The organism is Gemmiger formicilis, assembly GCF_016901605.1.
Classification (GTDB): Bacteria; Bacillota; Clostridia; order Oscillospirales; family Ruminococcaceae; genus Gemmiger; species Gemmiger formicilis_B.
In genome coordinates, this window is the sequence record NZ_JACJKP010000110.1 from 1 (window position 1) to 10,436 (window position 10,436).

Annotated in this window: 12 protein-coding genes; 1 reads left to right on the top strand and 11 read right to left on the bottom strand. The window is 58.8% G+C overall.

Going from position 1 to position 10,436, the window contains the following annotated elements:
* The 9 genes from H6B10_RS09425 to H6B10_RS09465 form a co-directional block, all read right to left on the bottom strand.
* Positions 1-936, bottom strand: a 936-nt coding sequence (locus tag H6B10_RS09425) for a glycosyltransferase family 2 protein (protein WP_204651370.1), incomplete at its 3' end; no start/stop codon positions are given.
* 3 nt (positions 937-939) lie between these two features.
* Positions 940-1,965, bottom strand: coding sequence for a glycosyltransferase family 2 protein (locus H6B10_RS09430; protein WP_204651371.1), 1,026 nt, complete (start codon positions 1,963-1,965; stop codon positions 940-942).
* Positions 1,966-1,980: 15 nt separating this feature from the next.
* Positions 1,981-2,985 (bottom strand): glycosyltransferase, encoded by a 1,005-nt coding sequence (locus tag H6B10_RS09435; RefSeq protein ID WP_204651372.1) that lies wholly within the window; start codon positions 2,983-2,985, stop codon positions 1,981-1,983.
* A complete protein-coding gene (locus H6B10_RS09440) occupies positions 2,982-4,256 on the bottom strand; it encodes a glycosyltransferase family 4 protein (RefSeq protein ID WP_204651373.1) in 1,275 nt (424 codons plus the stop codon). Before H6B10_RS09440 ends, H6B10_RS09435 begins: the two co-directional genes overlap by 4 nt.
* Before the next feature lie 24 nt (positions 4,257-4,280).
* Positions 4,281-5,495: a hypothetical protein gene (locus H6B10_RS09445; protein ID WP_204651374.1), complete on the bottom strand. Its 1,215-nt coding sequence runs from the start codon at positions 5,493-5,495 to the stop codon at positions 4,281-4,283.
* Positions 5,496-5,498: 3 nt separating this feature from the next.
* Entirely contained in the window at positions 5,499-6,512 is a 1,014-nt protein-coding gene (locus H6B10_RS09450; protein WP_204651375.1) for a glycosyltransferase family 2 protein, read from the bottom strand.
* Positions 6,509-7,624: a glycosyltransferase gene (locus H6B10_RS09455; protein WP_204651376.1), complete on the bottom strand. Its 1,116-nt coding sequence runs from the start codon at positions 7,622-7,624 to the stop codon at positions 6,509-6,511. The genes H6B10_RS09450 and H6B10_RS09455 overlap by 4 nt, the downstream gene beginning before the upstream one ends.
* A 3-nt stretch (positions 7,625-7,627) precedes the next feature.
* Positions 7,628-8,500 carry a PPK2 family polyphosphate kinase gene (locus H6B10_RS09460; RefSeq protein WP_204651377.1) on the bottom strand — a complete coding sequence of 291 codons (873 nt, stop codon included), beginning with the start codon at positions 8,498-8,500 and terminating at the stop codon, positions 7,628-7,630.
* A 109-nt stretch (positions 8,501-8,609) separates the two neighbouring features.
* Positions 8,610-8,777, bottom strand: a complete 168-nt coding sequence (locus H6B10_RS09465) for a FeoB-associated Cys-rich membrane protein (protein WP_204651378.1) — start codon at positions 8,775-8,777, stop codon at positions 8,610-8,612.
* 128 nt (positions 8,778-8,905) lie between these two features.
* On the opposite strand from H6B10_RS09465, the gene H6B10_RS09470 reads away from it, so the two are divergent.
* The gene (locus H6B10_RS09470) at positions 8,906-9,064 is read left to right on the top strand and encodes a DUF1540 domain-containing protein (protein ID WP_204651379.1); all 159 of its coding nucleotides are present in this window, start codon (positions 8,906-8,908) and stop codon (positions 9,062-9,064) included.
* 77 nt (positions 9,065-9,141) lie between these two features.
* Here the strand turns inward: H6B10_RS09470 and H6B10_RS09475 are convergent, their stop codons facing one another.
* Together H6B10_RS09475 and H6B10_RS09480 are read right to left on the bottom strand one after the other, a co-directional pair.
* Positions 9,142-9,678, bottom strand: a complete 537-nt coding sequence (locus H6B10_RS09475) for a hypothetical protein (protein ID WP_204651380.1) — start codon at positions 9,676-9,678, stop codon at positions 9,142-9,144.
* 19 nt (positions 9,679-9,697) lie between these two features.
* On the bottom strand, positions 9,698-10,436 hold a 739-nt coding region (locus tag H6B10_RS09480; RefSeq protein ID WP_204651381.1), incomplete at its 5' end, for a sensor histidine kinase.

A 10,436-nucleotide genomic window follows, 5' to 3' on the forward strand; every position in this document is an offset into this window, starting at 1 on the left:
CCGTGCCGCCGAAAGCTTTTCAGTCATCTTCATGTGGCGGCAGTTGGGCAGGTAGCTGATCAGCCCCTGCATCAGGAACTGTTCCTTGCTGATGGCTTTGATCAGCTGCGGGGTGGGGTTCTGCCGGACCTTGGCGCAAAGGAACAGATAACGGCGCCAGCAGGCCGCATAGGCAGAATCGATCACCGAACGGTCGGCGTTGTTCTCTACATAGAAGCGGTAGCGGTCCGCAAGGCCGTCCACGGCATCAAAAGCTTCCGGCTTGATGGAAGTACGGCAGATGCTGCCGGTACGCAGCCGGTAATGGTACAGGATGGTATCCACGCAGACAACTTTATCACACCGCCAGAACAGCCGGTGTGCCACAAAGTCATCTTCATGCAGGCGCCCTTCGGGGTAGTGGAGCAGTTTCCAAACCTCGGCACGGTAAAGCTTGTTCCAGGCTACGGTGTAGACGGTGCCGTTGGGGGTATAGAACTCATTGAGCAGGTCCTTGCCGCAGAATACGCCCTCCTGTGCGGGATGGGTGGAATGGGGTGGCTCGCAGCTCTGGCCGTTTTCCTGCACGTCCTCTACGGCGCATAGAGCCATGTAGGCATCGTGCTGTTCACAGGCGTCATACAGGGTGCGCAGATAAGCGGGCAGGACCACGTCGTCAGAGTCTACAAAGGCATAGTACCGTCCGCGGGCTGCATCAATGCCGGTATTGCGCGCTGCCGAGAGTCCCTGGTTTTCCTGGTGAAAGACCCGGATGCGGGTATCCTTGGCAGCGTAGGCATCGCAGATTTCACTGCATCCGTCGGTGGAACCGTCATCCACCAGCAACACCTCGTAAGGCACCTGAATGTCCTGGGCCAGGATGCTGTCCAGACATTCGGGCAAGAAGGTTTTGGTATTATAAATCGGTACAATCACGCTGATTGCAATGCGTTCCATCAATCAATTCCCCTTCCTCTTTTTTGCGGCCAGGCGTCCCCAGGCAGCGGCTGCGTTGTACAGGGCTGTGGGATTGGCGCAAAACAGGACGGCACGCAACTTTTCACCGGCGGGCAGCAGCGGGCTGCGCACAAGATCCGGCAGTACGGCGTCCAGATGCTTTTTGTGGGCCATAAATTTGGGTTTCAGCTCCGGGAGGTTTCCGGCAGTGCCGGATTGACACCAGAACTGATAAAACACGCGCCAATACCATACGGTGGCCCATTGGCGATATTCTTCACGCCCCGGGCGGCTGGCAAAATATTGCAGCCAATCCCAGTACATGCGCAGGTCATCCAGCTTACGGGGCGGAAATGTCGCCGTGCTGGTGATCTGGCCGGCGCGGGTGCGATAGTGGTAGAGAACATCCGGCAGACAGTTGCAACGCTCTCCCTCAAATATGCGGTGCAGGACACTGGCATCGTCACCGAAGAGCATGGTCTCGTCGTAGTGGACGCCCTTGTCCCGGAACAGCCGGATGTCGAACAGTTTGTTCCAGCTCAGGGGGCCGTAGTAGCTGCCGGTCTGGAACGTTTCCAGCAGCAGTTCTTCTGCGTCCCGTATACCATGGCGGCGGATCGCCACATGGCGCCCTTCAATGCGCTGCCCTTTTTCGTCGATGCAGTCGCCGCTGCAGGCGGCCAGACGGACATCGGGCAGCTGCAAGGCGTCGTACAGGGTCTGGTACATGTTCGGCTCGATCACATCGTCGGAATCTACAAAGCCGATCAAAGCGCCGCGGGCGTTGTCCAGACCTTTGTTGCGGGCGCTGGCAGGGCCGCCGTTGGGCTGGTGAAAGACCCGGATGCGGGCATCCTGGGCGGCCAGGTGATCACACAGTACCCCGGACCCATCGGAACTGCCGTCATCAATAAGCAGCAGTTCAAAGTCTGTGAAAGTCTGTGCCAGAATACTCCGCACAGCAATCTCCAGGTAAGGCCCGGTATTGTATACTGTGGATACAATGCTGATTTTTGGGGGATTGCCCATCACGGTTCTCCTTGTTTACAGAAAACGTTGTTTGGCCAAAGTATAAGCGGCCAGAAAACCCGGCCAACGGCAGGCCACACCAATTCGGTAAGGGATCGCCAGCAGGCGGTTGGGGTCCCGGTGCAGCCGGTCAGTCAGGGCGGCACGGGCGTCCTCATCGGCCAGAATGCGGGCAAACAGAGCCCGGCGCTGCCCAAAGGGCATGGTGCCCCGGCAACCGGTAAGCAGGCCGTACTGGTTCAGGCAGGCGCGGACCCGGCTGGTTTGCAGGTAGGGGGCAGGGGCCAGCCCGCTGTTGTTCAGCAGTGTTTCCAGGGCCGGGCGGGTGATGGCCTCGGCATCCAGAAGGTCGCCCCGCAGCGAACGGGACAAACTTCCCTCGGCCAGATCGTTTTGCTTATAGTATACACCACGCAGCCAATAAATGGCAGTCGTTTTTTGTAAAAAAAGTATGTTAAACAGGACATCTTCATTGATTTTGAGGGTTTCCTCAAACCGAAGATCCCCGAGGGTGCTGCGCCGGAACAGCTTGGGGTAGGGCGCCGCCAGCAACCCGGTATCAAACAACAGGGCCGGCAATGCCGGTTCCAAGGCAGCCAGGCCGCGGTAATATCCTTCCGGCAAAGGCGCCAGCACGTCGTTTTGCGGGGCGCTGGCCCGGCGCAGACCGAACAGAACCATGTCCTCATCGGTGACAGGCGTTTTGTCAAGGGTATCCCATAACCCGGGCAGCAACTCATCGTCTGCGTCCAGAAAAAGGACCCAGTCCCCGCGGGCGGCATCCAGACCGGTGTTGCGGGCGGCGCCTGCGCCGCCGTTGGGGCGGTGCAGCGCAGTGATGCGGGGGTCACCGGCGGCCAGTTCGTCACACAGGGCGCCCGTTTCATCGGGGCTGCCGTCGTCCACCAGCAGCAGCTGCAGGTCCTCCGGTGCGCCTTGCAGGGCGCTGGCCACAGCTCGGCGTAAGGTGGCAGCCGCCTTGTAACAGGGGATAATGATGCTGGTTTTCCAAGAACTCACACCGTTTCCTCCTGTACAATGGTTTGGTAGATGCCGCACAGGGTGTCGGCGTTGGCGGCGGGGTCATGGGTCTGCCGTGCGCGCAGCCGGGCAGCCTGTCCCAAAGCGGCACCTCCGTCCGGTGCGCAAAGCAGCCGTGCGATGGCGCTGGCCAGTGCGTCGGCATCCAACGGGGCACCGTAGAGCAGACCTTCCTGTCTGTCAGTGATCATATCGGGTATGCCGCCCGCACAGCTGGCAATGCAGGGAACACCCAGCAGCATGGCTTCTCCCAGACTGTTGGGACTGTTCTCACTCAGGGAAGGCAATACAAACAAATCGACATCCAGATAGGCCTGCCGCATGGCTTCGGCGCCCAGCGGACCGGTGTAATGGATGTGATCGGCAACGCCCAGTGATGCCGCCAGGCGGCGGCAGTACCGTTGGTAAGGGAACAGCCGTGCAATCAGCGGCCGCAGCAAGGGACCTTTGTCCAGCGGGGGCCAACCGGCAATGCGCAATTGCAGATCCGGCCAGCGCTCCAGCAGCGCAGGCAACGCTTTCAGCACGGTGTGCAGGTTTTTCAAGGGATAATTCCCCTGGGAAAGCAGCAGCACCGGTGCCCGGCCGAAGGCGCGTGGTTTCCATTCGGTACCTTGATAAAACAGGGGGCGCAAGGTTTCGTTGCAGGCAAAATACCGTGCCTGCGGGGCCAGTTCGGTTACGGCCCGGCGGTCAAATGAAGTCCGGCCCGTTACATAGCGGGCGTTGCTCAGCAATTCCGCTTCACTGGCGGCGAGGGCATCAAAATTGGCCTGCATCTTGTCCAGCAGGGCACCGGGAATCGCGCGGTCCAGCATCCGGTCCAGGGGTGTGCTGTGCAGATAGGAGGAGGGCACACCGTCACACAGATGGGCGGCACAATCTTTCATCACGCCCTGAATCCCTACCAGAACGGGGATGAACAGGGTATCGGCAGTCTGCCGCATGGCGGCGGCTGCGGCGTATTCCGTTCCCCAGATATGGATCAGGTCAGGCTGCACAGCTTGCAGCAAGGCAGGAAAATCCTGGGAGCCGGGCAAAATACGGTAGGTCACGCCGTCCAATGCGCCGCACAGCGCTGTTTTGCGGCGGCTATCCACACAGGCCACCGTAAGCTGCAGGTCCTTGCGGTTTTGCAGGGCACAAAGCTGACCGGTCAGCCAGCCGCCGCTTACGTCGCTGGCCGAATCCAGCCCACAGGCGGCGGCCGCTTGCGGCAAAACCATGCTTACAAGCCAAAAGACATGCATGGGGGCGCTCCTTTCCAGAAATTTTTATAAGGCGGCCAGAAAATCCTGTGCCACTCGGCCCGGAGTGAACTCCGGGTAAAGGGCGGCTACCTGTTCATAGGGCAGGCGCTGCCCTTTTACATGGGCCAGCCAGCTGCGCAGCCGATCCAGCACTTCCGGAGTCACCCCTTCGGAACGGTGCAAAACCAGTGCCAGGGGATAACGGGCCAGATAGGGCAGGGTGGGGTCACTTTCGCTCACAGCCAGATGCAGGACCGGTTTTCCGCTGCCAAAATAGACGAACAGTTTGCTGGGCATCTGGTTATCATAGAAATTGCCCAGACTTACCAGAATATCGGCGTTATTTTCCAATTCGGCGGCACGGCTGGGCAGTACCCGTCCAGGTTGTACAAAACGATCGCCCAGAACGTTTCGGGCGGTTTGTGCCTGGGAAACAAACCGCTGCCAGCCGCCGCCCGCCATGGTCAGTGTCAGGTCAGGCTGGTTCAATCGGGTGAACAAGGTCAGGGCGAAGTCGGGTTCCCGCACCGTGGGGTACAGGCTGCCGCAAAAAACGCAGTGAATACCGTTGTGAACAGCAGGCGCCGGTGTGGGCAGCAGAACGGGAAAACCCAGCACATGCACTTTCTCGCGCCAGGCGGACAAGGGCCCGCCCTCGTAGTCCGGCAGGGCCTGGGGAGTGATGAACGCCCCGTCGATGGCGTCCAGCAATTTCCCTTCCCGGGCAAAACCGCCGGGGGCGTTATAATCCCGGTTGCTGGCGTAGGGGTCCAGCTGCCACAACAGCTTTTTACCGCCGATGCGGGCGGTTTCCAGGGCGAAGGCTGTGCGATACGGGGCACAGACCGCGCAGACGGCATCAAAATGATACCGGGCATCCAGCCGTTCGATTTCCCGGCGGCTGTCCACTGTGCGGCGGGGGGCGTGCAGCACCAGCTGCCGGAAGGCAGCCGCCACCGCAGAAGGATGGGCAGCCAGCCGCAGCAGGCGCAGCGGTACCGGAGTGCCGCCTTTGGCGCCGTTTTCCAGGGCGGTATTCATCAGCCGTTCATCCGCAAAGGCAAGGGTATGCTGTACCGCACCGTCCGGCGCGGCGGGGGGCGGTGTCTGGCCGTCCCACAATTCCAGCAGATGAACGGTATGGCCTTCGGCCATCAGTTCGGCCACCAGGCGGCAGGCAAGCAGCGCGTTGGCGCTGGCGGGGTTTTCCACCCGGTCAAGTATCCATAAAAAACGCATGGGTTATTGTCTGTCCTTCAAAAATGTACGGCAGATACGCCGCCAGAGTTTGGGCATCCGCACGGTGGCCCAGGCGGCGACCCGGATGGAAAACGGCAGCTTGGGGTTCCGGCCCAGTTGGGGGTCCTTCAGTCCCGCCGTAATGCCGATGTTCAACTCGCCCAGATGGACCCGGTAATTGTCGGCATCGGCACGGCGCTGAATCATACTGGCCAGATAGACCAGCTTCTCGTAATAGAACGCATTGGCGGACTGCTGCAGCTCCGGCCATTGAGCCGGTACGCTGCTGCGGATCAGAGCCGCGGCACGGCGCTGGTCGTCAATGCTTTGGGGCGGCAGGGCACGGTGGCTGGCACTGTCGGCATGCTGGCGGTAATGGTACCCGGCAAAATCGCAGAAAGCGCAGCCCGGTGCCCGCAAAAATGCCTGCCAGTTTGCCAGCAGATCTTCGTTGTAAGCAAGATCATTGTCCAACATAGCCTCGGTCAGCAGACCGGCGGCGTACAATTTGTTCCAAAGGCCGTAGTCTACGGCGTGGTCGTGAAGCAGCGCTTCCAGATGGACTGGTTCGGTCAGTACCCGGTAGCTATCGGGGGCTGCGGTTTCCGCAGGAACGGTATCGGTAAAGGTATCGTAGCGGCAACAGGCCAGGGGCAGGGCTGCGTCCTGGGCGGCAGCATGCAGTGTGCGCAGAAAATCCGGGTGGTACCGGTCATCGGCATCACAGAAAGCCAACCAGATGGCACCCTCCGCGCGGGCTTTGCGTACCCCGGCGGTGCGCGCGGCACTGACGCCGCTTTGCGGCTGGTGGATCACGAGAAAACGGCGGTCATTTTGGGCGGCTTCGTCGCACAGTTCTGCCGAAGCATCGGTGGAACCGTCATCCACCAGAATACAGCGGAAATCGTCAAACCGCTGGGCGGCCAGTGCGTCCAGGCATTCCGGCAGATAGGCTGCCGCGTTATGCACCGGTACAATCACTGCGATCTCACAGCGGGGGGCAGTTTCAGGGGTCATGGGGTCACCTCCCCATAACGGCGCAGGTAAAATTCCTGCAGTACGCCGGCGCTGGTATGAATGTCATACCCGGCATCCACCGCTTTGCGGCGCGCGTCGGGGTCCCGGCGCAGACTGGCCGCAGCAATGCTGTTGGCCCAGGCTTCGGGATCGTTCAGCGGTAAAAATTTTACCCGGTCTGTAAAGGCGGCGCCGCGGTCAATGGTATCGGAAACAAAACAGGGCAACCCGGCGGTCTGGGCTTCCACCAGAACAACGGGCAGGCCTTCAAACAGGCTGGGCAGCAAAAAGGCGTCCATGGCGTCGTAAAAACTTTGAATGTTGCTGCGTACGCCTGCAAAAATCACACTGTCGCCCAGCTGCAATTCCCGGGCCAGTGCCTGCATCTGGTCTATGTAAGGGGCGGGACCGCCGCCCAGCAATACCAGCCGTGCTTTGGGCAAACGGCGGCGCACCGCGGCAAAAATCCGCAAAAGGCCTGCATGGTTTTTCTGGGCGGAAAAGCGTCCTACATGGCCGAACAGAATCTCATTGTCGGCAACACCCAGGTCACCGCGCAGCAGGGCACGGCGGCGCACATCCCGCGCGGCAAACAGTGCGGTGTCAATGCCGTTGGGCAACACCGTAAAAGGGGCCTGACCGAACAGCATTTCACCGGCCTGCTGGCTGCAGGCAAACCGGTCGGTAAGGCCGGCAGAAAAACGGGTACTCATGGCTCTGTCCAGGAACCCTACCAGATTGCGCTCATAGGCCGTATTATGGCTGTGGCCCACCCGGACAGGAATACCTGCCTGCCGGGCTACGGGATTGTAAAACATACCAAAGCCGCTGTAATGTCCGTGCAGGATGCGCCATTCGGGGTGTTCGGCAAAAAGTGTGCGCAGTTCCCGCAGGTAGCGGGGCAGGTTATTGTCCTGCCGGACGGTCAGCTTGTAGATGCGCCCGCCCAGTGCGGTGATTTCGTCATCAAAAAAGCAGGCTTTGTCATAATGGTACAAAAAGTCAAACTGCACCTGTTCCCGGTCGATGGTACGGTAAACGTTCATGACAAAGGTTTCCATGCCGCCGGCATCCATGGCGGGCATAACCTGTAATACGCGAATGGGAGCCATTTTTTATTCCTCCGCTTCCAGCCGGGTACGGCAATCCTGCAATTCCGCCCGGGCCTCATCGCGCAGGCGGGGGTATTCGTGGCAGCATTGCCGAAGCGTGTCCACCACGATCTCGCTGACAAGATAGCGTGTGTACCATTTCTGGTCGGCCGGAAGGACGAACCAGGGGCTTTCCTCCGAGGCGGTTTCGTTGATCACCGTCTCAAAAATATCCATATACTCGTCAAAATGAGCACGTTCTTTTACATCACTGAGAGAGAACTTCCAGTTTTTTGCGGGATTGTCAATGCGCGCCAGAAACCGTTTGCGCTGTTCCTCTTTGGATACGTGCAGGAAAATCTTGACCACACGGTATCCGTTGTCATAGAGGTACTCCTCATAATGGCGGATCTGGCGGTAGCGTTTTTTGAAAAATGCCTTTTTGCCCTCTTCCAGGGTGCGCGGGGGCATTTTGTAGGTCTTTTGCAGATCATGCAGCTGCACGACCAGCACATCCTCATAGTAGCTGCGGTTGAAAATGGCAATGGAACCCCGAGGGGGCAGCGCCTTGTGAACGCGCCACAGGTAGTCGTGGCTCAACTCTTCGCTGTTGGGCTGCTTGAAGCTGGTAACCAGCACACCCTGGGGATTCAGGCCGCCCATCACATGCTTGACGGTGCTGTCCTTGCCGGCGGCATCCAGGGCCTGCAGCACAAAAATCAGGCCCTCCCGTCCGTCTGCATACAGGGCATCCTGCAACGAGGCCATCTCCTGCAGGTTCCGGGCGGTTTTGGCCAGAATCTGTTCCTTATCCAGATTATCCTGTTTTCCATCACAGGGAAGCTCGCGCAGATCACAGCGGCGCGAGCCGTCAAACCGGTATCGATCAGCTTTCATGGCATACCCTCCCACTTTGGAATATACATAAGCATAGTATATCCTTTTTTGGCTTTTTGTGCAACCGGGCAAAAGAAAAAAGCCCTCCCCGCAAGGGGGAGGGACAGGGTTATGATTTGTTCTGATCTTTGGGTTTGGGTGTGGCGCATTTGTTGTGGCAGCTGGCGCAGTTGCCGCCGCAGCCGCCCTGCCAACCACCGTTCTGGCAGATAAACATAATAGCCAGTGCCAGCAGTACAAATACAATGACCAGCACAATAATACTCTGGATTGTCATGGCGTTACCTCCAAGGGGGATAGATGCGTCCTTGTGCCCAGTATAGCACAAGCACGCAAGACTGTGCAAGGCGGCTGTGTATAAATTTACGGTATAAGGGCCATACTACCGGCAAGGAGGTGAGCAAGATGGAAAACACCAACGTTACCTGTGATGTCTGCTCCTGTGCGTACAACCAGAACGGTTGCACCTGCAACCTGGATGCAATCAAGATCACCGAGCATTGCGACGGCTGCAACCAGAATGTGGACAATCCCCATTACTGCCAGAGCTACCGTCAGCGCTGAGCAAGTCTGATACCAGACTGCGCAAACCGGGCGGCAGGGAAGATTCCCTGCCGCCCGGTTTGTTGTTGCGGTAAAAATCAGGAACCGAAAAGAGCGCCTACGGAACCCAGAAGTCCGCTGATGGTTTCTACCTGAGATTTCAGCTTGTTCACGTCATCCAGCAAGGTGGGCAGTGCTTCCAGAACCTGGTTCAGAGAATCCACATCTACCTGCTTGAGCTGCTCCGTGATGACCGGCAGATCCTGCATCATGGAATCCAGGGCTTCCGGGTCCACGGAGTCCAGGCTGCCCTGCAATGTCTCGGCCAGACCGTTGACATGCTGTGTGGCTTCCATTACCTCCACATAGGCATTGTGGGAGAAATAGGAGAATACAGCCAGCGAAATCAACAGGATCAGGGTCAGTACCACACTCAGCGTCATGCGCAGTTTCTGGTTGCGCATAATACGGCGGTTTTGCTGGTCCTGCAGTTCCAGCTGTGCTTCAATGCGGTTCAGCTGGGCTTTCAGGTCGGCGGCATCCAGTTTTCCGTCGCCGGTTTCGTCGTTGTGGGCGGTCAGATCGGCCACCTTTTTTTCCAGTTGTTCATCCATTGCGCGGTTAAGTTTGTCCATGGCGGTTACCTCCAACGTATCAGGGATTCGGTTGGGTACGGGTATCACACATTGTGAACCAGAACGTGGAACCGCGGCCCAGGGCACTGTCCACACCAAAAGCAAATCCATGCTGCTGCAGAATCGCTTTGGTAATGGAGAGCCCCAGTCCGGTACCGGTCTTTCCGGCGTCCTGGCGGGCACGGTAATAACGGTCAAACAGGTAAGGCAAGTCTTCGGGTGCAATACCGGGACCGTGGTCTTCCACCTCTACACGGCAGCTCTTTTCCAGGGGGATCACACGCAGCACCACCGTGCCGTCCTCACCAATATGATGGAAGGCGTTGCCCAGCAGGTTGTGCAGGACCCGTTCCATCATGGCGGGGTCGGCGCTGACGGGGGCGGCCTGGTCGGCTTCCAGACGCAGGGTCCAGTGGTTCTGGTCACAAAGGGCGTCGTAACGTCCGGCAACTTCAAAGCACAACTCGCTCATGTCAAAGTCGATGGGGTTGGGCTTTTCGGAACCGTTCTGTACCTTGCTCAGTTCCATAACGCTGTTGACCAGGGCCGACAGGCGGTCGGTTTCGTCTACAATAATGTTGCATTGCTCGGTACGTTTGGCTTCGTCTGCACCGGTCAGGTCGCGCACCGTTTCGGCATAACCTTTGATCAGGGTCAGCGGGGTGCGCAGGTCATGGCTTACATTGGCCAGAATGTCCTTTTCCAGCTGGGCGCTGCGTTTGACCTCGGAGGCCATGTGGTTGAAATCTTCTGCCAGT

Coding starts and splice junctions, on each gene's coding strand:
- H6B10_RS09450 (WP_204651375.1), bottom strand. CDS start 6,512: ATGACCCCTGAAACTGCCCCCCGCTGTGAGATCGCAGTGATTGTACCG.
- H6B10_RS09465 (WP_204651378.1), bottom strand. CDS start 8,777: ATGACAATCCAGAGTATTATTGTGCTGGTCATTGTATTTGTACTGCTG.
- H6B10_RS09440 (WP_204651373.1), bottom strand. CDS start 4,256: ATGCATGTCTTTTGGCTTGTAAGCATGGTTTTGCCGCAAGCGGCCGCC.
- H6B10_RS09455 (WP_204651376.1), bottom strand. CDS start 7,624: ATGGCTCCCATTCGCGTATTACAGGTTATGCCCGCCATGGATGCCGGC.
- H6B10_RS09445 (WP_204651374.1), bottom strand. CDS start 5,495: ATGCGTTTTTTATGGATACTTGACCGGGTGGAAAACCCCGCCAGCGCC.
- H6B10_RS09430 (WP_204651371.1), bottom strand. CDS start 1,965: ATGGGCAATCCCCCAAAAATCAGCATTGTATCCACAGTATACAATACC.
- H6B10_RS09475 (WP_204651380.1), bottom strand. CDS start 9,678: ATGGACAAACTTAACCGCGCAATGGATGAACAACTGGAAAAAAAGGTG.
- H6B10_RS09460 (WP_204651377.1), bottom strand. CDS start 8,500: ATGAAAGCTGATCGATACCGGTTTGACGGCTCGCGCCGCTGTGATCTG.
- H6B10_RS09470 (WP_204651379.1), top strand. CDS start 8,906: ATGGAAAACACCAACGTTACCTGTGATGTCTGCTCCTGTGCGTACAAC.